The 20,945-nt window shown below is 69.2% G+C and carries 22 protein-coding genes; 10 read left to right on the forward strand and 12 right to left on the reverse strand.

The window, feature by feature from the left end; translation table 11 throughout:
* Position 1: 1 nt before the first annotated feature.
* From VPA02S_RS02945 to msuE, 4 genes are read right to left on the reverse strand one after another with little or no spacing between them, the layout of a single operon-like run.
* On the reverse strand, positions 2 to 865 hold the full coding sequence (locus VPA02S_RS02945) for a MetQ/NlpA family ABC transporter substrate-binding protein (protein ID WP_027729411.1): 864 nt from the start codon (positions 863 to 865) through the stop codon (positions 2 to 4).
* Between the two features lie 46 nt (positions 866 to 911).
* Positions 912 to 2,147: an SfnB family sulfur acquisition oxidoreductase gene (locus tag VPA02S_RS02950; protein ID WP_049805733.1), complete on the reverse strand. Its 1,236-nt coding sequence runs from the start codon at positions 2,145 to 2,147 to the stop codon at positions 912 to 914.
* A gap of 51 nt (positions 2,148 to 2,198) precedes the next feature.
* Positions 2,199 to 3,470 (reverse strand): SfnB family sulfur acquisition oxidoreductase, encoded by a 1,272-nt coding sequence (locus tag VPA02S_RS02955; RefSeq protein ID WP_062362036.1) that lies wholly within the window; start codon positions 3,468 to 3,470, stop codon positions 2,199 to 2,201.
* A gap of 11 nt (positions 3,471 to 3,481) precedes the next feature.
* Positions 3,482 to 4,060 carry an FMN reductase gene (gene msuE, locus VPA02S_RS02960; protein ID WP_027729414.1) on the reverse strand — a complete coding sequence of 193 codons (579 nt, stop codon included), beginning with the start codon at positions 4,058 to 4,060 and terminating at the stop codon, positions 3,482 to 3,484.
* Positions 4,061 to 4,248: 188 nt separating this feature from the next.
* On the opposite strand from msuE, the gene VPA02S_RS02965 reads away from it, so the two are divergent.
* From VPA02S_RS02965 to VPA02S_RS02980, 4 genes are read left to right on the forward strand one after another with little or no spacing between them, the layout of a single operon-like run.
* Complete coding sequence (locus tag VPA02S_RS02965) at positions 4,249 to 5,310, forward strand: ABC transporter substrate-binding protein (protein WP_062362039.1); 1,062 nt, start codon at positions 4,249 to 4,251, stop codon at positions 5,308 to 5,310.
* A gap of 13 nt (positions 5,311 to 5,323) precedes the next feature.
* Positions 5,324 to 6,133 carry an ABC transporter ATP-binding protein gene (locus VPA02S_RS02970; RefSeq protein WP_062362042.1) on the forward strand — a complete coding sequence of 270 codons (810 nt, stop codon included), beginning with the start codon at positions 5,324 to 5,326 and terminating at the stop codon, positions 6,131 to 6,133.
* Entirely contained in the window at positions 6,130 to 6,957 is an 828-nt protein-coding gene (locus tag VPA02S_RS02975; protein WP_062362045.1) for an ABC transporter permease, read from the forward strand. The genes VPA02S_RS02970 and VPA02S_RS02975 overlap by 4 nt, the downstream gene beginning before the upstream one ends.
* Positions 6,950 to 7,822: a substrate-binding periplasmic protein gene (locus VPA02S_RS02980; RefSeq protein WP_062362050.1), complete on the forward strand. Its 873-nt coding sequence runs from the start codon at positions 6,950 to 6,952 to the stop codon at positions 7,820 to 7,822. Before VPA02S_RS02975 ends, VPA02S_RS02980 begins: the two co-directional genes overlap by 8 nt.
* A 12-nt stretch (positions 7,823 to 7,834) precedes the next feature.
* On the opposite strand, the gene VPA02S_RS02985 is transcribed toward VPA02S_RS02980, so the two are convergent.
* From VPA02S_RS02985 to VPA02S_RS03020, 8 genes are all read right to left on the reverse strand, one after another.
* On the reverse strand, positions 7,835 to 8,806 hold the full coding sequence (locus tag VPA02S_RS02985) for an ABC transporter substrate-binding protein (RefSeq protein ID WP_062362052.1): 972 nt from the start codon (positions 8,804 to 8,806) through the stop codon (positions 7,835 to 7,837).
* Positions 8,807 to 8,844: 38 nt separating this feature from the next.
* Positions 8,845 to 9,174: a 4Fe-4S dicluster domain-containing protein gene (locus tag VPA02S_RS02990; protein ID WP_062362057.1), complete on the reverse strand. Its 330-nt coding sequence runs from the start codon at positions 9,172 to 9,174 to the stop codon at positions 8,845 to 8,847.
* Complete coding sequence (locus tag VPA02S_RS02995; protein ID WP_062362062.1) at positions 9,171 to 10,793, reverse strand: FAD-dependent oxidoreductase; 1,623 nt, start codon at positions 10,791 to 10,793, stop codon at positions 9,171 to 9,173. The genes VPA02S_RS02990 and VPA02S_RS02995 overlap by 4 nt, the downstream gene beginning before the upstream one ends.
* 127 nt (positions 10,794 to 10,920) lie before the next feature.
* Complete coding sequence (locus VPA02S_RS03000) at positions 10,921 to 12,741, reverse strand: family 2A encapsulin nanocompartment cargo protein cysteine desulfurase (protein WP_062362066.1); 1,821 nt, start codon at positions 12,739 to 12,741, stop codon at positions 10,921 to 10,923.
* 66 nt (positions 12,742 to 12,807) lie between these two features.
* A complete protein-coding gene (locus VPA02S_RS03005; protein ID WP_062362069.1) occupies positions 12,808 to 13,740 on the reverse strand; it encodes a family 2A encapsulin nanocompartment shell protein in 933 nt (310 codons plus the stop codon).
* A gap of 59 nt (positions 13,741 to 13,799) precedes the next feature.
* Positions 13,800 to 14,069 (reverse strand): helix-turn-helix domain-containing protein, encoded by a 270-nt coding sequence (locus tag VPA02S_RS03010; RefSeq protein WP_062362071.1) that lies wholly within the window; start codon positions 14,067 to 14,069, stop codon positions 13,800 to 13,802.
* Entirely contained in the window at positions 14,066 to 14,980 is a 915-nt protein-coding gene (epsC, locus tag VPA02S_RS03015) for a serine O-acetyltransferase EpsC (RefSeq protein WP_062362074.1), read from the reverse strand. The genes VPA02S_RS03010 and epsC overlap by 4 nt, the downstream gene beginning before the upstream one ends.
* 40 nt (positions 14,981 to 15,020) lie before the next feature.
* Complete coding sequence (locus VPA02S_RS03020; RefSeq protein ID WP_062362077.1) at positions 15,021 to 15,506, reverse strand: rhodanese-like domain-containing protein; 486 nt, start codon at positions 15,504 to 15,506, stop codon at positions 15,021 to 15,023.
* Positions 15,507 to 15,809: 303 nt separating this feature from the next.
* On the opposite strand from VPA02S_RS03020, the gene VPA02S_RS03025 reads away from it, so the two are divergent.
* Genes VPA02S_RS03025 through metC form a run of 6 tightly spaced genes read left to right on the forward strand, consistent with a single transcriptional unit; the run spans position 15,810 to position 20,883 of the window.
* Entirely contained in the window at positions 15,810 to 16,607 is a 798-nt protein-coding gene (locus VPA02S_RS03025; protein ID WP_062362080.1) for a transporter substrate-binding domain-containing protein, read from the forward strand.
* Between the two features lie 7 nt (positions 16,608 to 16,614).
* The gene (locus VPA02S_RS03030; RefSeq protein ID WP_062362083.1) at positions 16,615 to 17,358 is read left to right on the forward strand and encodes an amino acid ABC transporter permease; all 744 of its coding nucleotides are present in this window, start codon (positions 16,615 to 16,617) and stop codon (positions 17,356 to 17,358) included.
* The gene (locus VPA02S_RS03035) at positions 17,348 to 18,169 is read left to right on the forward strand and encodes an amino acid ABC transporter permease (protein WP_062362085.1); all 822 of its coding nucleotides are present in this window, start codon (positions 17,348 to 17,350) and stop codon (positions 18,167 to 18,169) included. Before VPA02S_RS03030 ends, VPA02S_RS03035 begins: the two co-directional genes overlap by 11 nt.
* Entirely contained in the window at positions 18,156 to 19,019 is an 864-nt protein-coding gene (locus tag VPA02S_RS03040; RefSeq protein WP_062362089.1) for an amino acid ABC transporter ATP-binding protein, read from the forward strand. The genes VPA02S_RS03035 and VPA02S_RS03040 overlap by 14 nt, the downstream gene beginning before the upstream one ends.
* Positions 19,020 to 19,042: 23 nt before the next feature.
* Entirely contained in the window at positions 19,043 to 19,681 is a 639-nt protein-coding gene (locus tag VPA02S_RS03045; protein ID WP_062362091.1) for a cysteine dioxygenase family protein, read from the forward strand.
* Positions 19,678 to 20,883, forward strand: a complete 1,206-nt coding sequence (metC, locus tag VPA02S_RS03050) for a cystathionine beta-lyase (RefSeq protein WP_062362094.1) — start codon at positions 19,678 to 19,680, stop codon at positions 20,881 to 20,883. Before VPA02S_RS03045 ends, metC begins: the two co-directional genes overlap by 4 nt.
* The last annotated feature ends 62 nt before the right edge of the window (positions 20,884 to 20,945 follow it).

Here is a 20,945-nt window from a genome sequence, read left to right on the forward strand (position 1 = left end):
GTCAGAACGCCGGCAGCACGCCGCCCGCGAAGGTCTTGACGATGAAGTCGCGCACCTCGTCGGTCTGGTAGGCCTTGACCAGCTGCTGCACCCAGGGCTGTTCCTTGTCCTGTTCGCGCACCGCGATCAGGCAGGCATAGGGGCCTTCCTTGTCCTCGACCAGGATGCCGTCGCGCGCCGGATTGAGGCCGGCCTTGTTGGCATAGTCGGCGTTGACGGCCGAGGCATCGGTGTCGTCGAGCGTGCGCGGCAGCTGCGCGGCCTCGATCTCGACGAAGCGGAACTTCCGCGGGTTCTCGGTGATGTCGCGCGGCGTGGCGTTGATGCCCGCGATCGGGTCGATGCCGCTCTTGAGCTTGATGGCGCCGGCCTTCTGCAGCAGCAACAGCACCCGGCTTTCGTTCGACGGGTCGTTGGGAATGGCGATGCTGGCGCCCTCGGGCAGGTCCTTGAACGATTTGAACTTGCGCGAATAGATCGCGATGGGGCCGATCCAGGTGCGGCCGAAGCCGACGATCCTGTAGCCGCGCGAACGCACCTGCGCCGCGAGGAAGGGCCGGTGCTGGAAGCTGTTGGCGTCCAGGTCGCCGGCATCGAGCGCGGCGTTGGGCCGGCTGTAGTCGGTGAAGGGCACGATCTGGATCTTCAGGCCGTAGTCGCGCTCGGCCACGCGCTTGGCGACCTCGAAGGTCTGCTCGTGCGGCCCGGTCGTGACGCCTACCTTCAGGACCTTGGTGGTGCCGGGCGGCTCCTTGAGGGCCGCGAAGGCGGGCAGGCCCGCGCCGGCGGCGGTGGCGGCGGCCGAGGCGAATTGCAGCAGGCGGCGGCGCGACAGCGCGGCGGAAAGCGATGGGAAGCGGCTCAAGCAAGACTCCGAAGAAGAACGGGAAAAGAAGAAAAAGAATCGGTGCTCACAGCGCGCCGTGCCGCGGCGGGAACCGGTCGTTGAGGTGGTAGTTGCCGATGTGGTGGTACTTCCAGCGCACCGGGTCGTGCAGCGTGTGGGTGCGCGCGTTGCGCCAGAAGCGGTCCAGCCCCAGGCCGTCGAGCGTGGCGCCGGTGCCGGCCAGCTCGAACAGGCGGTTGCCGGCGTCGAGCGAGGCGGTGGTGCTCAGCACGCGGGCCTCGGCCACTGCGATCGATGCCGCGGCCACGCTGTGCTCGCCGGGCGCGCGCTGGGCCGCTTCGACGAAGCGCGCGGCGCGGCGCAGCAGGGCCTCGGCCGCGCGCAGGCGCACCGCCACCTCGCCGGTCAGCTGGATCGCGAGCGGGTCTTCGCTGGCGCGTTCCACGCCGGCATCGATCCACGGCCGCGCTCGCTCGCGCACGAAGGGCAGCGTGGCCTCGAAGGCGCCGCGCCCGATGCCAAGGTCGATGGCGGCATGCAGCAGCTGCGCGAACGGGCCGATGGTGGTGGGCCGTTCGAAGGAGGCCAGGAAGGGAACGACCCAGGCCGGGTCGATCTGCACCCCCTCGAAGCGCACCGAGCCGCTGCCCGTCACGCGCTGGCCGAAGCCGTCCCAGTCGTCCACGATGCTCACGCCCTCGGCGCGGCGCGGCACGAAGGCGAGCTTGGTCACTTCGCGTTCGCCCTCCTGTGCCACGACCAGCGTGGGAATCCAGTGCGCGAACAGTGCGCCGGTGCAGTAGAACTTCTGCCCGTCGACCTGCAGGCTGCCGCCCTCCTCGTGCAGGCGCGTTCGGCGCTTGAAGTCCTTGTGGCCGATCTCCGCGAGCGCATTGCCGAAGCGCTCGCCTTCGAGCACGCGGCGGTAGAAAAAGCTTTTCTGGGCCTCGGTGCCGCCGACGCGCAGCACCTCCAGCGCGTAGTAGTGGTTCTGCGGAATCTGCCCGAGCGAGCCGTCGGCGGCCGAGATGATGGCGATCACCTCCGCCAGCGTGCGTGCCGACACGCCGGCGCCGCCATGCTCGCGCGGCACCGTGATGGCCCAGAGCCCGCTGGCGGTGAAGCGCTCCAGCTCGTCCCAGGGCAGGCGCCGCTCGCGGTCGCGCACCGCGGCATCGCGCGCGAAGTCGGCGGCGAGCTCGCGCGCGATCTGCAGCGCCTGGGCATCGTCGCGGATGCGCAGCGGCCTCTGCGCAGGGACGGGTGCGGGCTGTGCATCGGCGCGGGCGGGAGCTCGCATCGCGGGCGCCTCGGATGTGCGATCGGGAAGAAGAGCGGTGAGCGTCATCGATCAGTTCCAGGAATGCCGCGGCGGTGGCACGTGGTTGAGCAGGTAGTTGCCGATCAGGTGCGCCTTCCAGCGCACCGGGTCGTGCAGGGTGTGGGTGCGGGCGTTGCGCCAGTGGCGGCCGAGGTTGTGGGCTTCGCGCGTGGCCGAGGAGCCGGCGAGCTCGAACAGCTTCTCGCTGGCATCGAGCGCGATGCGCGTCGTCAGCACCTTGGCCTCGGCCACGGCAACCGAGGCGCGCGCGCTGGATTCGGCGGTGACGGGCCGGGCCGCCATGGCATCGAGCGTGCGGCCACTTTCCAGCAGCACCTCGTGCGCGGCATGCAAGTCCACCTCGAGGCGGCCCACGTCCTGGATGATGTAAGGGTCGTCCGCCGCGCGGGCCACGCCGGCATCGGTCCAGGGCCGCGCATACTCGCGCACGAAGGCGATTGCCTCGGCGAGCGCGGCCTGCGCAATGCCCTGGTCGATGGCCGCCTGCAGGAGCTGCGAGCCGGGGCCGAACAGGCCGGGCCGGTCGGCCAGCTGCCACAGCGGCAGCACGTCCGCCTCGTCGACCGGCACGGCCTCGAAGCGCACCGTGCCGCTGGCCGTGGTGCGCTGGCCGAAGGAGGACCAGTCGTCGACCACCGTGAGCCCGGGCGCATCGCGCGGCAACCACACCTGCACGGCGCGGCCCTGGTCGTCGAGCGCGCGTGCCGGCACGCGGTGGGCGAACAGCGCACCGGTCGAATAGAAGCGCTCGCCGTCCAGGCGCAGTCCCTGGGGCGTGCGGCGCAGCCGTGTCGCGCCCTCCGCGATGGTCTTCGATCGCCGCTCCGGCCCCGCATTGCCCAGGCGCTGGCCCGCGAGCACCTCGGCGTAGAAGCGGGTCTTCTGCGGCTCGGTGCCGATCTCGCGGAGCACGCCCAGCACGCCGAAGTGGTTCTGCGGGATCTGGCCGAGCGAGGCGTCGGCGGCCGACAGGATCACGAAGACCTCGGCCAGCGTGGCGTAGGACACGTCGGCACCGCCATGCGCGCGCGGCACGGTGATGCCGCCGAGCCCGCTCTCGGACCAAAGGTCGAGCTCATCCCACGGCAAGCGCCGCTCGCGGTCGCGCGCAGAAGCACCGGGGGCGAACAGCGCGGCAAGGCGGTGGGCGGCCTCCAGCGCTTCGCCGTCGCTGCGGATGCGCCGCACGCGCGCGGGATCGGGGTCGCGCGGTTTGCGCGGTTTGCGCGGTTTGCGCGGCACGGCGAATCCGTCGGGAAGAAGTTCAAGCGGGGAGGACATCGGCGAATCGCTCAGGCCAGCGCCAGCGAAGGCACTTCGAGCGGCCTGCCCGCGCGCTGGCGCAGCACGGGCAATGCGCGCTCGACGGCCAATGCGATGCGTGCGCGCAGTGCATCGCCGCTCACGCGGTAGTTGTCGAATTCCTTGTCGGTCGCATAGACGCCGACTGGCAGCGTGTGGGCCTGGAAGAAGCTGAACAGCGGGCGCAGCTGGTGGTCGATGGCCAGTGCGTGGCGGTCGCTGCCGCCGGTGGCCGCAAGCAGCACCGGCACGTCGATCAACGCTTCGTGATGAACGAAGTCGAAGAAGTGCTTGAAAAGCCCGGTGTACGAACCGCGATAGATCGGGCTCGCCACCAGCAGCAGGTCGGCGGATTCCACGTCCTTGAGCGACTGCTCGACCTCGGCTGGAAGCTGGCCGCGCTGCAGCACGCCGCCGAACTTCGGCACCAACTGGCCCAGTTCGACGAGGCGCGTCTCGGCGGGCCAGGCGTCGGTCAGGCCCTCCAGCAGTTCCTCGACCAGCGCGAGCGTGCGCGAAGGGCGTTGCAGGCCGCCGGAGACAGCGACGATCTTGAATTTGTGAGTCATGGTGGAAGAGCAGAAGAAGAAAAAGGCCAGGCCATGAATGTGCCGGCCGCGCGGCGCTTTTGGCGCATGGCTGCTAGAAGCATTTCAGCTATGGATGCGCGGTTTTCTTCGTTGAGGAAGCAGGCGTGGCTTCCTAGGATCGGCGCTTCGCAACCAGCCAGACCGCTCCCGCGCCGGAGCGCGCCGCCATGCCCATCGAGACGCCCTCCTCTTCCCATGCCAGCGCCCCGCCTTCGAGGCGCCTGGCGCTCAAGACCTTCGCTTCGCTCGCCTCCGTGGCGGCCATCGGCAGCCTCGGGCTTTCGGGCTGCTCGCGCGAGGCCGGCGGCCCGGCCGTGGTGAAGAAGACCGGCGACAAGGTGGCCTTCAAGTACCCGAACAACCCGTCGTTCGACCTGATCTACCTGGCCGACGAGCTCGGCTACTTCGAAGGCACCAACACCCGCCCCGAGTACGTCGGCAAGATCGCCGCGCCGCAGATCATTCCGCTGGTGGGCACGGGCGAGATCGACTTCGGCAGCCGCATGGTGCCGCTGGTGATCTCGGCCATTGCGTCGGGCGCGGACCTCAAGGTGGTGGCCGCGGGCGGCAAGACGCTGCAGGAGGCGCCGCACATGAAGTACTTCGTCCGCAAGGACTCGGGCATCCGCAATCCGAAGGACCTGGAGGGCAAGACCATCGGCTTCAACAGCTTCGGCGCCTGCGCCGAGTTCGTGACCAAGAAGTACCTGCGCCAGCACGGCGTGGACGTGGCGAAGATCAACTTCGTCGTGGTGCCCGACGAGCAGGCCGAGCAGACGCTGGTGACCGGCAACACCGACCTCGCGATCATCCACGCGCCCTTCTCGGGCCGGGCCGACAACGCCGAGCCCCTGGTGCGGCTGTGGAGCGACTACGACCTGGACGGCGGCCTGGGCGGCATGGCGCCGTACAGCGCGCATGGCCAGTTCATCCGCCAGCACCCCGAGGCGGTGCGCGATGTGGTGGCGGCGCTCGCCAAGGCCGGCAACTGGGTCAACGCCAACACCGAGGAAGCGCGCAAGCTGGTGGCCAAGCGCATCAACATGGACCTGAAGAACGTCGACCGCTACGCCTATGTCGACGACCTGGTGGTGACCGAGCCGCCGATCCAGTACTACATCGACATCCTGCAGTCCGAGGGCAAGCTCGCCGCCGGCAAGGTGGCGGTGAAGGACGTCTACACGAACGAGTTCAATCCCTTCGCGCAGCAGCAGGCCGCGAAGTCCTGACCCAATGCCTGCCATGAGCTTCAAGATCTCGGCCCGCGACCTGCGGATGGACTATGCGGCGCGCGGTGCGAGCGAGCGCGTGCGCGTGCTCGAGGGCTTCGACCTGGACGTGCGCGACGGCGAATTCCTCTCGGTGCTCGGTCCGTCGGGCTGCGGCAAGTCGACCTTCCTCGGCATCCTGGCCGGGCTGACGGAGCGCACCGGCGGGCGCATTGCCATCAACGGCCAACCGCTTGCGGGCATCAACCGCAACCAGGGCGTGGTGTTCCAGGGCTATGCGCTGTTTCCGTGGCTCTCGGTGCTCGACAACATCGCCGTGGGGCTGGAGATTCGCGGCATCGGCAAATCCGAGCGCCGCCGCACCGCGCATGAATACCTCGAACTGGTGGGCCTGCATGGCTTTGCAGACCGCTATCCGCACGAGATCTCGGGCGGCATGAAGCAGCGCGTGGCCATTGCGCGCTCGCTGGCCTACAGGCCCGACGTGCTGCTGATGGACGAGCCCTTTGCGGCGCTCGATGCGCAGACGCGCGAGGTGCTGCAGGGCGAGCTGCTGCGCATCTGGGAGCAGTACTGCAAGACCATCGTCTTCATCACGCACAGCCTGGAGGAAGCGGTGTACCTCTCCGACCGCGTGGCGGTGATGACGCAGCGGCCCGGGCGCGTCAAGGACATCATCGACATTCCGCTCGCGCGCCCGCGCTTGGCGCAGGTGCGCCATACGGCCGAGTTCGCGGCGCTGCGCCAGCGCGCGTGGGAGGTGCTGAAGGATGAAGTGCAGCTCGGGCTGAAGCCGCGATCGCTCGAGGGAGTGGTGTCATGAGCGCAGTGCTCGATGCGCCGGCGGTGCGCGCTCCCGGACGCTTGTTCAGATTCGCGCGCAGCCTTGGCCGCGTGGCCGAACGCGGCATCGGCATCGTGATCTTCCTGGCGCTGTGGGAGGCGCTGCCGCGCCTGGGCGTCGTGAGCGATGCCTACCTGAGCCCACCGTCCGCGGTGCTCGCGAGCATCGCCCAGCTCGTCGACACCGGCCAGCTCTGGAAGCATGTGGCGGCGAGCCTGCAGCGCTCGCTGTGGGGCCTGCTGCTCGCGAGTTTCTCGGGCGTGGTGCTGGGCCTCCTGATCGGCAGCTCGAAGCGGCTGGCGGCCATTGTCGATCCGGTACTGCAGCTGTTTCGCCAGACCTCGGCCTTCGCGCTGTTCCCGGTGTTCATCCTGTTCCTGGGCATCGGCGAGCTGTCGAAGGTGGCGATCATCTTCTGGGCCTCGTTCTGGCCCGTGCTGCTGAGCACGGTGAGCGGCGTGAAGCAGGTCGACCGGCTGCTCGTCAACTCGGCGCTGTCGATGGGCGCCTCGCAGCGCTTCGTCTTCTTCAAGGTGGTACTGCCGGCGTCGCTGCCGTCGATCTTCACCGGCGTGCGGCTGGCGGGCGCCTACAGCATCACGGCGCTGGTGGCGGCCGAGATGATTGGCGCGCATTCGGGCCTGGGCTTTCTCACGCTCAATTCGCAGGAGACCTTCCAGATCCCGACGATGTACGCCGGCATCCTGCTGCTGGCCGTGCTCGGCCTGCTGCTCAACTACCTGCTGGCCCTGCTGGAGCGTCGGCTGCTGCGCTGGCGCAAGGGGCTGAGCCTCGATGGCTGAGCACAGGTTGCCCAAGCGCGGGCTGGTGCTGGCGGGCACGGCGCTCGTGCTGGCCATGGCGGTCGCGGGCCTTGGCGGCGCCCGGGCTTTCACGACGCCCCCGCTGTCGGGCCTGCCCAAGGGACCGGTGCTCGCCCATGCGATCGAGCGCGGCAAGCTGGTCGTCGGCGTGCGCCGCTATCCGCGCCCTGCCCCGCCCGAGGCGCCAACGCCGCCGGAACCCGACGGTTTCGACGCCACGCTCGCACGGCAACTGGCGGCTTCGCTCGGCGTGCCGCTGGAGCTGGTCGGCCTCGACCCTGCGGCGCAAGAGGCCGCGCTGCGCGAAGGCCGCGTCGACCTGCTGGTGGCGGGTGTGCCCGCCCGATCGACACACGGTATCGCCGCCGCCCCCGGCAGCTACGACATCGGCCGCGGCCTGCTGGTCTCGCTCAGGCGCGGCAAGGTTCAGGAGCCATCTGCGCTGCGCGGCGCATCGGTCTGCGTAGGCGAAGGTTCGGGCTACGCCGCCGCGGTGTCGCAGCGCTATGGCGCGCAGCCGCGCAGCTATCCCTCTTCGGTGCATGCGGCATCGGCCTTCATGGCCGGCGAATGCGCGGCGCTCGCCGAGGACGCCCAGGTGCTGGAACGGCTCATGCGGAGCGAGGAATGGCGCTTCTACAAACCCCTGGCCGGCGACCTGCGTCCACCCTCGGATGCCGCCATCCGCCTGCCCGAAGGCGACGCCATGTCGCGCGATTACCTGGCCGCCGCACTGCGCCAATGGCGTGCCGACGGTACGCTGGACAAGGCGCGCGGCGCGCGTGCGGGCAACTTGCAGTTCGAGATCACGCTGCTCAAGGACGGCTTCGTCTGCCATTCCTGAGCACGATGCGCGTCAGTCTTCCTGGGCGCGCCATTGCGCGAGCGCGAAATCGCGGCTCACGAGGTTCTCGGCGAGCAGGAACTTCTTGACCTCGTCCAGCAGCGCCAGGCCTTCGGGCGGATACGCGGCCTCGGGGAAGTGGGAGAGCGGGTGCGAGATCTTCACGATCTCGAGCGGAAAGCCGCTCACCTCCGAGTGAAAGGCGTAGTAGTCCGCGCTGTTGCGCCGGATCTCCTGCAGCGCCGTGCGGCGTGCGCGGGTCCAGGCCGCAGGCAGTCCGGGCGCGGCCGCCAGCAGCTTGCTCGACGCAACGATCACCGAGGTGCCGCGCAGCGTCGGGTGCTTCTCGGCCTCGTCGATGACCGGATAGCCGCGCGAAGCGAGCAGCGGTCCCACGTCGACCTGCGCTGCGAAGGCCGCGATCGAGCCCTGGTCGAGCGCCGCCTCGCCGTCGCGCGGGAACATGTGGATCACCTTGACGGATTTCTGCAATCCGTTTTCCTTGAGCAGGCCCAGCACGTAGCGGTGCATGTAGGAGCCGCGCGCCACGCCGATGGACTGGCCTTCGAGCGCCTTCACGCTGCGCACGCCGTTGCGCGGCGTGAGCAGCCAGACGTTCATGCCCACCGCGTCGAAACCGATGAGCTGGCCTTCGAGTCCGCGCGAGCGGGCCACCACGGCGGGCGTGTCGCCGTAGATGCCGACATCGAGCACGCCCGAAAGAAAAGCCTCGTTGAGATCGGGCCCGTTCGGAAAATTGCGCGTCGTCACTTCCTTGAACCCGAGCGGGGCCAGCTCGCGCAGCAGGTGACCCTGGCGCAGCGCCCAGCCGGTGGCGGCCGCGGGCTTCTTGCCGGGGCCGATGTAGCCGAGACGCAGCACCTGGCCGCTGCCCTGCGCAACGGAGAAACGGGGCAATGCGCTCGCGGCGGTTGCGGCAACGGCGCCGCGCAGCAACCGGCGGCGGCTGGAGAGATCGGACATCGGGAGGACTCGCAGCAGGAAGGAAGAAAAAAACGGGCTCAGTGCGCCCGCCGCAGGAGCTCGAAGCTCGCATCGGCCGAAGCGGTCGACTGCCGGCCTCGGCCCCAGCCGATGGCGCTGCGATAGCTGCCCATCAGGGCCGAGGCCGCGGCATCGCGCTCCTCGGCGGTGGCACTGCGATCGGCAATGGGCGCGACGTAGAGCGCGTCCTCGGGGCAGTACAGCTCGCACATGAAGCAGGTCTGGCAGTCGTCCTGCCGGCCGATGCGCGGCGGGCCGCCCGGCACCGCCTCGAACACGTTGGTCGGGCAGGCGTTCACGCAGATGTTGCAGCCGGTGCAGCGCTCGGCGCTGATGACTTCGATCATGCGGCCACCTCGTCCTGCACGGCATGGCGCTGCACCCAGACCTCGTCGAGCCCGCCGCTGAGCAGCCGGTGGCGCTGCGCCGGGTCGACCGCACCGTGTTCGCGCCGGCGGTGCATGCCGCGCGTTTCGGTGCGCTGCAAGGCGCTGCGATACATCCAGCGCGAGGTGGCCAGCATGGCGGCGGCTTCGCGTGCGCGAACAGCCTCTGTCGCCGTGGCAGCCGGCGCGCTGGTGCGCAGGCGGGTCCAGAGGGCATCGAGCCGTGCGAGTGAATCGCGCAGCGCATCGCCTTCGCGGAACCAGTTGCGCTCGTAGGGGAAGACTTCCGCCTGGACGGCACGAATCACTTCCTGGCTGTCGAAGGCCACGGCGCCGCGCGAGGAAAGCGCCACGCCGCCGGCGCGCAAGGCCGTGCGGTTGGAACCCACGGCGCGCGCGTCGCGTCCGAAGGCCGCCGCGCCTGCGCCGGCCCAGAAGCCGGAGGACAGGGCCCAGGCCGCGTTGTGGCTGCCGCCGCCCGTGAAGCCACCGCAGATCAGTTCGCGCGTTGCCGCATCCCCCGCGGCGTAGAGGCCGGGCACGGAGGTGGCGCAGCTGTCGTCCACCAGGTGCAGGCCGCCCGTGCCGCGCACCGTGCCTTCGAGCCGCAGCGTCACCGGAAAGTGCTGCGTGAACGGATCGATGCCCTGGCGGTCGAAGGAGACGAAGAAGTTGGGCTGCGCCGTGCGCATCCATGCGCGGATCTGCGCGTCGGCGCGGTCGAGGCAGGCGAACACCGGTTGCGATTGCAGCGTCTGCGCGATGACGCCGCGCCCTTTGGAGGAGCCCGCACCTTCGATGGCCGTGCCGTCGGCCGTGTAGAAAGTCGCCCAGTTGTAGAACAGCGACTTGGTGACCGACGAGAAGGCCGGCCCCAGTCCGTAGGCGTTCGAGAACTCCATGCCCGACAGCGCCGCGCCGACCTCGGCCGCCATCAGCTGGCCGTCGCCGGTGAGCACATTGCAGCCGAGCGCCCGGCTCAGGAAGGCACAACCGCCGGTGGCGATGACGACCGCGCCGGCACGCACCACCCAGGTGCTGCCGCTTTGGCGGTTCACGCCGGTGGCGCCGCAGACAGTGCCGTGCTCGTCCACCAGCAATTCCAGCGCCGGGCTGTGGTCGAGGATGCGCGCGCCCGCTTCCTTCACCCGCTTGCGCATCAGCCGCATGTATTCGGGCCCTTGCAGCGAAGTGCAGCGCAGCGCGCCCTGGTCGTCGGCGGGGAACGGATAGCCCCAGTCCTTGAGCCGCTCGACGTTGGCCCAGGTCTGCTCGAGCACCCGGTCCATCCAGGCATGCTCGGCGAGATGGCCGCCCATGGCAAGCCGGCTGGCCTTGGCCTCTTCGCGCGCCGAGCCGTCCGGCGGCACATGCCACAGGCCGGTGCCCGAGGGCGCGGTGGCGCCCGAGGTACCGCAGAAGCCCTTGTCGGCCAGCAGCACGCGCGCGCCCTGCGCGGCCGCGCTCACCGCGGCCCATGCGCCCGCCGGGCCGCCGCCGATCACCAGGACATCGGCCTGATGCCTGCCGGAGCCGTCGCTCCCCGAAAGAAGCTGCCGCTCGAAATCTCTCGCGCCCATGGTTGGTTGCCTCGCAATGCAAAGAAGGCGACCGTATCAACGGCCGCCTGCGTGCACAACGAAGAAAAGCAGGGATCGATATGCGCCCGGTGCACGAAGCCGCCGCGCCGGCCCGGCACCCCGGCGTTCAGCCGCGCCGCCGCCCTGCCAACCGCCGCACCACCGACACCAGCCGGTCGATCTCGTCGAAGGTGTTGTAGAAGGCCAGCGACGGCCGCACGGTGGTCTCGACGCCGAAGCGGCGCAGGATCGGCTGCGCGCAATGGTGGCCCGTGCGCACGGCAATGCCTTCGTCGTTGAGCGCGTGGCCCACCTCTTCGGTGGTGTAGCCGTCGAGCACGAAGGACATCACGCTCGCCTTGTCGGCCGCCGTGCCGATCAGCCGCACGCCCGGAATCGCGCCGAGCTGCGCCATGCCGTACACGAGCAGGTCGTGCTCGTAGCGCGCGATGTTCTCGATGCCTACCTTGTTCACGTAGTCGATGGCCGCGCCCAGCCCCACGGCATCGGCGATGTTGCCGGTGCCGGCCTCGAACTTGTTCGGGATCGGCTGGAACACGGTCTTCTCGAAGGTCACGTCGGCAATCATGTTGCCGCCGCCCTGCCAGGGCGGCATGTCCTCGAGCACTTCGCGCTTGCCCCACACCACGCCGATGCCGGTCGGGCCGAAGACCTTGTGGCCGGAGAACACGAAGAAGTCGGCACCGATGTCCTGCACGTCCACGCGCATGTGCGAGACCGACTGCGCACCGTCGACCAGCGCCTTGGCGCCCGCGCGGTGCGCCAGCTCGACGATCTCCTTCACCGGCGCCACGGTGCCCAGCGCGTTCGAGACCTGCGTGACGGCGACGATCTTCGTGCGGTCGTTCAGCAGCTTGCGGTATTCATCGAGCAGCACCTGGCCCGAATCGTCCACCGGGATGACGCGCAGCTTCGCGCCCTTGGCGGCGGCGAGCTGCTGCCACGGCACGATGTTGGCGTGGTGCTCGAGATTGGAGACGATGATCTCGTCGCCCTCGCCCACGTGCTGCCCGCCCCAGCTCTTGGCCACGAGGTTGATGGCCTCGGTGGTGCCGCGCACGAAGATCACTTCTTCGACCTCGGGTGCGTTGATGAACTTTCGCACGCGCTCACGCGCGCCTTCGTAGGCATCGGTGGCGCGTGCGGCCAGTTCATGCGCCGCGCGGTGGATGTTGGAGTTCTCGTGTTCGTAGAAGTACGCGATGCGGTCGATGACCGATTGCGGCTTGTGCGTGGTGGCGGCGTTGTCGAACCACACGAGCTGCCGGCCATTCACGCGCTCCTGCAGGATCGGGAAGTCGCGGCGCACGGCGTGGACGTCGAACGGCGGATGCTGGCCGCCGCCGGCGAGAGGCACCGCATCGACGAAGTAGAACTGCGGCTGGCTCCCTCGCCCCTCCGGGGAGAGGGTTGGGGTGAGGGGCTGCGGCGATGGAACGCCAGCATATGATTGAACGCTCCCGCCCTCACCCCAGCCCTCTCCCGCAAGCGGGAGAGGGGGCAAGACCTGCCCAGGGGGTGAGATGGCGGGGGTCGTGCCAGCCGATGGATGGCCATAACCGTCGCTCAAGAAGTAGAACGGCGAGGTCGCGGCCTGCGGCGCCACGGGTGCGCCGATTTGCTGCGGCACGCCCTGTACCACGCCGCCCGAACGCGGCTCGAAAGCCGGCGCCACCGACAGCACGCTGTCGGGCACGCCATTGCCCGCCACCGCGTGCGGCGCCAGGGCCGGCGCGCGGTTTGCGAGCGAAGGCAGCTGCGTGGGCGATGCCGGCAGCAGGTTGGCGCCGGGAATCTGCCCCTGCGGGATCAGCGTGCCGGGCACGCTGGGCCCGAAGCCCGCAGGGCTCGCCAGCGGCGACCCCGGGGGCGCGATGTTGGCGGGAAACTGCGCGCCCGGCGGGGCAGAGAACATGGCGCTCGCCATGCGTGCGAGAACGGCCGGATCGAATGGCGCCTCGCCTGGAATCGAGGGGGTGCTGCTCACCGCGGCTTACTTGTAGGTGTCGGGATAGTCGTGGTACTTGCCGATCTCGACGTCGTCGAGCACGGCCAGCGCGTCGGTGGTCAGCACCGCGAGCGAGCAGTACAGCGAGATCAGGTACGACGCGATCGCACGGTTGTTGATGCCCATGAACCGCACCGACAGGCCCGGGCCCTGCTCGCCCGACAGCCCCGGCTGGAACAGGCCCACCACGCCCTGGCGCTTGTCGCCCACGCGCAGCAGCAGGATCTTGCTCTTGCCGTCGGCCACGGGCACCTTGTTCGACGGAATCAGCGGAATGCCGCGCCAGGTGATGAACTGCGAACCGAACAGGCTCACCGTCGGCGGCGGCGTGCCGCGCCGCGTGGCCTCGCGGCCGAAGGCGGCAATGGCCAGGGGATGGGTGAGGAAGAAGGCGGGCTCCTTCCACACCTTGGTCAGCAGCTCGTCGAGATCGTCGGGCGTGGGCGCGCCGGTCAGCGGGAAGATGCGCTGCTCTTCGCTCACCTGGGCCAGCAGGCCGTAGTCGGGGTTGTTGATGAGCTCGCTTTCCTGGTTCTCCTTGATCGTCTCGATCGTGAGGCGCAGCTGCTCCTTGATCTGGTCGTGCGGGCTGCTGTAGAGGTCGGAGATGCGCGTGTGCACGTCGAGCACGGTGCTCACGGCATTGAGGTAGTGCTCGCGCGGGTTCTCTTCGTAGTCGACGAAGGTGCGCGGCAGCTGGTTCTCTTCTTCGCGCGAGGTGCAGGTGACCTTGATCGATTCGGGGTTCCTGACCTTGTTGACGCGGTAGATGCCCGCCTCCACCGGCACCCATTGCAGGAGGTGCGTCAGCCAGCGCGGGCTGATGGTCTCCAGCTGGGGGACTGTCTTGGTGGCGTTGGCCAGCTGGCGGGCGGCGTTGTCGCCAAGGGCGGTGATACCACCGACTGTTGCGCTCATGAATCAAGGCTCCGTATTGGGAAGGTGGCCGCAAGTGTCAGGCGGCCTGGGGTTTTCCCTCAACAGGCTATAGCCGCCAAGTTGATCCTGCGCACCAGGCGCGATTGCTCCAGCTGCTCGCAGCGCAGCAGCAGGCCGACCATGTTGATGTCCAGCGCCACCGCCAGCTTGTGCGCCGTGACGATCGACGGAATGACGCGTCCGCGCTCCACCTCGCCGACATAGGAGCGGTTCAGGTCGGCGCGCTCGGCCAGCGCCTCCTGCGACCAGCCCTTGCCCTCGCGCAGCTGGCGGATGGTCACGCCGAAGTCTTCGACGAAATCCTTCATGCGCCCGCTCCCTGCGGCGCGTTCTGCAGGCTGGCCTGCGTCACGCTCGCGCCCGCGGGCACGTCGTCGGTGATCCACACATTGCCGCCAATGACCGCACCCTTGCCGAGCGTCACGCGCCCGAGGATGGTGGCGCCGGCATAGATCACGACGTCGTCCTCCACCACCGGGTGGCGCGGCAGGCCCTTCTGCAGGTTGCCTTCGGCATCGGTCGGAAAGCGCTTGGCACCGAGCGTGACGGCCTGGTACAGGCGCACGCGCTTGCCGATGACCGCCGTCTCGCCGATCACCACGCCCGTGCCGTGATCGATGAAGAAGCCCGCATCGATCTGCGCGCCGGGGTGGATGTCGATGCCGGTCTGCGCATGCGCGAGCTCGGCCACGATGCGCGCCAGCAGCGGCAGCCCGAGTGTGTAGAGCTCGTGCGCCAGCCGGTGGTGGATCATCGCGAGCACGCCCGGATAGCACAGCAGCACCTCGTCCACGCTGCGCGCCGCCGGGTCGCCCTGGTAGGCCGCGAGCACGTCGGTGTCGAGCAGGCGGCGCAGCTGCGGCAGTGCACCCGCGAAACGGCGCACCGCATCGGTTGCGGCATCGTCGATCTCGCCCGGGGAACGCGGCTCGTGGCGGGCGTTGAATTCGAGCTCGAGGCGGGCCTGCACCAGCAGGGCCTGCAAAGCGGAATCGAGCGAGTGGCCAACGTAGAAATCTTCGCTCTCGTGGCGCAGGTCGGGCGGGCCGAGCCGCATCGGAAACAGCGCGCCCTTGAGCGATTCGACGATCTGCGCGAGCGCATCGCGCGATGGAAACTCGCGTGCGCCGGGCTCGCGCGAGCGCCGCTGTGAATCGCGCCATTCGTCGCGCACGCCATGCAGCGCGCGCACGATGCCGCCCACCTCGAAATGAGCCATGTGGTTGTTCTCCCTGGAAAGGAACGCTGGAACGCTGCCGTCAGTCCTGCACCCACGGCAGGCCGTGGAAGCGCCAGCCGTCGGAGGCACCGCGGTGCTGGCGCGCGTCGATCTCGCCCTCGAAGCCTTCGAGCACGTTGAACACGTGCGTGAAGCCGGCCTTGGCGGCCGCTTCCGCCGCGAGCGCCGAGCGCTTGCCGCTGCGGCACAGCAGCAGCGCCACCGCGTCCTTGCCGCCGTGCTTCGCCAGCCTGGCCTCCAGCTCGCGCACGAAGCGCGGATTGCGCGTGAGCGCCGTGCCGGTCGCCCAGGCCACGTGCAGGCTTTCGGGCACATGGCCCACGAACTTGCGCTCTTCGCCCGAGCGCACATCCACCAGCACGGCCTGGCCGCCCTGCACCAGCGCCCACGCGACGGGCGGCGTCACGCCGCCGGCATAGGGCCATCCCGCATCGGCCGCACGAATGCGCGCTTCCTCCAGGGCGGGTGGCAAGAGGGCGAGATCTTCTTCAACTTCCACTGACATGCGCTTGAGCTCCTGTGCGTTGCTTCTTCATCGCCACCCGGCTTGGTGGCGATGGCCATCACTCTAGGAGCGGGGCAATGAAGTTCAAACAACCGAAAAGTCGATTCCAAACAACCAAATGGTCTAACGACACGATCCGTCTTCGCACGAAAAAACGCATATCGATAGTCGAAGGCATTCGTTGCGGCGGCGGACGCGGCCTCGCAAGATCGCCGGCTCTCTCTTCCTGCCCGATTCCTTCGCTCTTCCCAGTCGATGACCTCCCGCCTCCGACCCACCTCCCTCTTCTCTTCCCGCACGGCCATGGCACTGGCGGTTCTGGGCCTGGGCGCAGCTGCGGCGCACGCCGACGCCACGCTCGATCGCATCAAGCAGCGCGGCAAGGTGGCCATCGGTGTCGTGGTGGGCGGCGGCCCCTTCGGCTCGATCGATCCGGCCACGCAGCAGCCGGTGGGCTGGAACCCCGACCTGGCGCGCGATCTTGCAAAGCAGCTCGGCGCCGAGGCCGAGCTGGTGCAGGTGCAGCCTTCGAACCGCGTGCAGTTCCTGCAATCGGGCAAGGTCGACCTGCTGATTGCCTCGATGGAATACAACGCCGATCGCGGCGAGATCCTCGGCCACGCGCCCACGCCCTTCTACCGCGTGGGCGGCACCGCTGCGGTGCTCAAGAGCAGCGGCATCGCCAAGTGGGAAGACCTGCGCGGCAAGGTCGTCTGCGCCTCCCAGGGCAGCAGCTACGTGAAGCCGCTGCAGGAGCAGTACGGCGCGCAGGTGCGCGGCTTCAAGACCTCTTCGGAATCGCTGCTCGCGCTGCGCGGCGGCAACTGCGTGGCCGCCGTGCACGATGCCACGCTGATCCAGCCGCTTCTTCGCAGCAACGCCGAATGGGCCGCCTATGCGGCGCCGATCCGCGACGAGATCCTGCCCGCGCCCTCGGTGGTGTGGACCCGCAAGGGCGAGGCCGACACCATTGCCGCCGTCGACAAGGCGGTGCAGCAATGGCACCGCAGCGGCTGGCTGATTGCCACCGAAAAGCGCAACGGCATCGAGCCGCCGCAACCGCTGCTGACCGAACTGCAGGCCAGGTTCAAAGCGCCCTGAGCGTCGGATGAGCGAAGCACTGCTCGCGCAGGCCGTCACCGCCCTCAAGACGGTGGGGCTGAACTACGCCTTCGTGCTCGACCTGGGGGAGCGCACTGCCTTCCTGCGCGGACTCGGCGTCACGCTGCAGCTGTGCCTGCTGACCATTCCCGCAAGCCTCGCGGCCGGCGTGCTGATCGCAGCGGCGCTGACGTCGGGCCGTGCCTGGCTGGTGCAGCCGGCGCGCGCCTTCGTCGAGGTCACGCGCAACACGCCCACGCTGGTGCAGCTGTATTGCGCGTTCCTCGTGCTCAACATGCTGATCACGCAGCACGTGAAGATGCCTGGCGGCAATCCGCTCACGCCCTTCGTGTGGGTGGTGATCGTGGTGTCGCTGCACAAGGGCGTGTTCCATGCCGAGGCGCTGCGCGCGGGCATCGGGGCCGTGCCGCGCGTCACGCTGGAGGCCGCGCGCTCGCTCGGCTTCTCGCAGCGCCAGCTGCTGTGGCGCGTGGAGCTGCCGCTGGCGCTGCGCTTCGCGCTGCCCTCGCTGGTGAACAACCTGGTCGACCTGGTCAAGATGACCGCCGTGGCCTCGGCCATCGCGGTGGGCGACGTGACCTACGAATCCATCATGATCTGGACGCAGCGCGACAACGTGCTCGAACTGCTGTTGCTGATCCTGGTCTTCTTCGGCCTCTTGACCTGGCTCGTGAGCCTGGCGGGCCGCTGGCTCGAGGAACGACTGAGGATGCCCGGCTATGGCCAGTGAGATCGCGCTTCCTCAAGGCAGCGCCCCGGCCATCGCCGCGGACGCCGGCACGCCCGCGTGGCGCAGGCCGTGGGCCCTGGCCGCGTGGGCCGCCTTGGCGCTCGTCGCCTTCTGGGCCGCCACCGGCACCACGCCCACGGCCTTCGTCCATCTCTGGACATGGCTGCCCGCACTGCTGCGCGGCCTCCTGGCCAACATCGAGATCAGCGTGCTCGCGATGGCGCTGGGCACGCTGGCCGGGCTCTTGATCGGGGCGCTGTCGCTCTCGCCGCTGCGGGTGCTGCGCGTCGCCGCGCGCTGGTATGTGCAGGTCTTTCGCAATGCGCCCGTGCTGGTGCTGGTCTATTTCACGACCTATGTGTTTCCGTTCGAGCTGCACCTGGTGTCGTGGACCTTCCCGTTCCCCGACTGGATCAAGGTGGTGCTGGGCCTGGCACTGCCGGCCAGCGCGAACGTGGCGGAGATCTTCCGCGGCGCGATCCAGTCGATCCCGAGCGCGCAGTGGGAGGCCGCGCAATCGCTGGCCTTCAGGCGCAGCGAGATCTTCCGCCTGATCGTGCTGCCGCAGTGCCTGCGCCGCATGCTGCCGCCATGGATGAACCTCTATGCCAGCATCACCATGAGCACCGCGCTGGCCTCGCTGGTGGGCGTGCACGACGTGGTCGACACGGCGCAGATCGCGAGCAACACGGTGGCGCGCACCGACTTCACCATCCTCGTCTATTTCACGCTGCTGGGCCTGTTCTTCGCCTGCTGCTATCCGATCGCGCGCGCCACCCGCGCGCTGGAACGTCGCCATGACCGCCGCTGATAGATCCTCCGCCACCACGGCTGCCGCACACGAAGCGCCGCTGGTGGCGCTGCGCGATGTGCACCTGCGCTTCGGCGCCAACGAGGTGCTCAAGGGCATCGACCTGGTGGTGCGGCGCGGCGAGGCCGTGTCCATCATCGGACCCTCGGGCTCGGGCAAGTCGACCATCCTGCGCTGCATCACGGGCTTGCTGCGGCCGCAGCGCGGCGCGATCCGCGTGGGCGACACGCAGGTGGACGCGCTGCGCTCCGAGGCCGAACTGATCGCGCTGCGCAAGCGCGTGGGCTTCGTGTTCCAGCAGTACAACCTGTTCCCGCATCTCACCGTGCTGGAAAACCTGGTGATCGCACCCACGCGCGTGGCGGGCCGCGACCGCGCCGCGGCGCAGCGCGAAGCGCGTGCGCTGCTCGACAAGGTGAGGCTGTCGCACAAGGAGGCAGCCTATCCCGGCGAGCTTTCCGGCGGGCAGCAGCAGCGCGTCGCCATTGCGCGGGCGCTGGCGATGCGGCCCGAACTGATGCTGTTCGACGAAGTGACCTCGGCCCTCGACCCCGAGACCGTCGGCGAGGTGCTGACCGTGATCCGCGACCTGGTGCAGGAAGGGCTGACCTGCGTGCTGGTGACGCACGAGATGCGCTTTGCCGAGGAGATCAGCGACCAGGTGTATTTCACGGAGGCCGGGGTCATCGTCGAGCACGGTCCTGCGCCGCGCATCTTCGGGCAGCCCGAAAGCGAACGCACCCGCGCCTTCCTGCGCCGCGCGCTGGGCGAAGGCGCCCGCACGGCGCCTGCACGGCCCGCTCCCATTCCCGAAGCGCTGCCCTTCGAGCGGCTGCGCTTTGCGCTCTGAACCCACCGCCTCCCCTTCAAGCCATGACCATCACTCCCAGCATCCCGGGCACCGCCCTGGCCGCTCGCCGCCGCGTTGCGGTCGACCAGGCGCTGACCGACATCCGCGGCATCGCAAACACGCAGCCCTTCGACCGCACCGTTCTTGCGCGCATCACGGCGCGCCTCGAAAAGCTCGCGCAGCAGACCGAGCTTTTCACCCGCACCGACTTTCCGCCGCCGGCCGCCACGGAAGGCGTGGGCGCCTCCACGCGCTACCGCCTGAACCCCGAGGACGGTGACGACGACGTGGCGCTCTACCTGAACTCCATCAACCCGGGCAAGACCTCGATTCCGCACAACCACACGACCTGGGCCGCCATCGTGGCCGTCGAAGGGCAGGAGGAGAACCGCATCTACCGCCGCACCGACGACGGCAGCGATCCGGCCGTGGCCCGGCTGGAGCTCGAGCGCGAAGTGACGGTGCAGCCCGGCACGCCGATCGCCTTCCTGCCCGACGACCTGCACAGCATCCACGTGATCGGCGACGAGCCCACGCTGCACTTCCACCTGTACGGCCGGCCGCTCGAAACGCTCTCGCAGCGCATCGGCGTGAACCTGGAGACTGGCGCGGTCGTCAACTACAACGCCACGCAGCTCAAGCCGAGCAAGGCGGTGGCATGACCACGTCATTTCCAGGAAAGCGCCTGCACTCCGCCACCCGGCTGCTGCATGCGGGCGCGCCCGCGCTGCGCGAAGGCGCGGGGCCGGTGAACGTGCCGGTGGTGCGCACAAGCACCGTGCGCTTCGAGAACACGGCCGCCCAGGCCGACCATCACCACCGCCGCACGGCGGGCGAACGCGTGGCCTCCTACGGCCGCCACGGCCTGGACACCCACCGCGCACTCGAAGACGCGGTGGTCGGCCTCGAGGGCGGGCACCGCGCCTTCCTCACGCCCTCGGGCCTGTCGGCGATCACGCTGGTGCTGCTCGCGCTGCTCTCGCCCGGCGACCACGCGCTGGTGGCCGATGGCGTGTATGCGCCGCTGCGCCGGGTCGACAGCACGCTGCTGCAGCGCCTGGGCATCACGGTCGAGTATTTCTCGCCCACGCACGACGACCTCGCCAGCCGGCTGCGGCCGAACACGCGCCTGCTGTACCTCGAATCGCCGAGCTCGCTGCTCTATGAGGTGCTGGACCTGCCCGCGCTGAGCGCCGTCGCACGCGACCGCGGCGTGACCGTGGCCACCGACAACACCTGGAGCGGCGGCTGGTTCCATCAGCCGCTGGCGCTGGGCGCCAACATCTCGATCCAGGCGGCCACCAAGTACATCTCTGGCCATTCCGACCTGATGCAGGGCATCGTGGTGGTCGACAGCCCCGCACTGGCCGCCAAACTCTCGACCGCCTACGAGGCGCTGGGCCTGACCATCGGCGCCGACGACGCCTACCTCGCGCTGCGCGGCCTGCGCACGCTGCCTGTGCGCCTCGCGCAGCACCAGCGCAATGCCACGGCAGTGGCCGAGTTTCTGCAGCAGCAGCCGCAGGTGTCGCGCGTCTTCTACCCGGCGCTGCCCACCGACCCCGGCCATACACTGTGGAAGCGCGATTTCAGCGGTGCGAGCGGGCTGGTCTCCTTCGAATTCCGCCATGCCACGCCGGCCGCTGCCAATGCCTTCGTCGATGCGCTCAGGCTGTTCGGCATCGGCGCCTCGTGGGGCGGCTACGAAAGCCTGGCGCTGGCCGCCCAGCCCGAAAGGCTGCGCGAGCACCGGCAGTGGACCGGCGATGCGCCCGTGGTGCGGCTGCATGTCGGGCTCGAGGATCCGCAGGACCTGATCGCCGATCTGTCGCAAGCCTTCGCCGCCGGCGCACGGGCACTTTGATTCCCCCCGGCGAATACCTTTTCGGGTGCGGGGCCGTGTGCTTGCCGCATGGCTTCTTGATT

The sequence above is a fragment of the Variovorax paradoxus NBRC 15149 genome, assembly GCF_001591365.1.
In the GTDB taxonomy this organism is placed as follows: domain Bacteria; phylum Pseudomonadota; class Gammaproteobacteria; order Burkholderiales; family Burkholderiaceae_C; genus Variovorax; species Variovorax paradoxus.